At 43.4% G+C, this 914-nt stretch carries 1 protein-coding gene; it reads left to right on the top strand.

Annotated features, from left to right (window positions below):
* On the top strand, window positions 1-914 hold a 914-nt coding region (locus LPH68_RS26455; protein WP_230297292.1), incomplete at both ends, for a polysaccharide biosynthesis/export family protein.

The raw sequence follows: 914 nt of genomic DNA, 5'->3' as shown, positions 1-914 counted from the left end.
ACACAAAAAAACTTTAACGTATTTCTATTCATTCTACTGTTAGGAGTTTTTTCTCCTTTGATGGCTCAAAATATGAGCGATTCTCAAGTGTTGGAGTATGTCAAAGAGGGGATTAGACAAGGGAAAGAACAAAAACAATTAGCCTCCGAACTTGCCCGTAAGGGCGTGACCAAAGAACAGGCTATGCGTGTGAAGCAGCTTTATGAGCAGCAGAATAATGTCAATGCTTCCAACGCTACCGGTACGGATGTCAATGAATCCCGTCTTCGTGAAGAAATGAAGGAGAATACTTCCGATATGTTGGAAGACCATCCGAGCACTCAAGACCTTGCACGTGGTAATCAGGTTTTCGGAAGAAACATCTTCAATACTCGTAACCTGACTTTTGAACCCAGTGTCAACATCGCCACCCCTTTAAATTACCGTCTCGGTCCCGGTGACGAAGTGATTATCGACATCTGGGGAGCCAGTCAGAACACTATCCGCCAACAGATTTCTCCTGATGGCACTATCAATATTCAGAAAATAGGTCCTGTCAACCTGAACGGACTAACCATTTCTGAAGCCAATGACTATCTCAAAAAAACATTAAACAAGATATATAATGGTCTTAATAATACGAATGACCCCACTTCTGACATCCGTCTGACTCTGGGCAGCATCCGTACTATTCAAATCAATGTAATGGGTGAAGTTGTCCAGCCGGGCACTTACTCTCTTTCTTCCTTTTCTACTGTATTCCATGCACTTTATCGTGCAGGAGGTGTGAGTGACATAGGTAGCCTTCGTAATGTCCAGCTGGTACGTAACGGTAAGAACATCGCCACAATCGACGTCTACCAATTTATCATGAAAGGCAACATTCAGGATGACATTCGTCTGCAGGAAGGTGATGTTGTGATTGTTCCCGCCTA

It is taken from the genome of Bacteroides sp. 1_1_30 (assembly GCF_020982715.1).
GTDB classification, from domain to species: domain Bacteria; phylum Bacteroidota; class Bacteroidia; order Bacteroidales; family Bacteroidaceae; genus Bacteroides; species Bacteroides xylanisolvens.
Note: the sequence above shows the minus strand (reverse complement) of the source record. Positions and strands in the feature narration are given on the sequence as shown.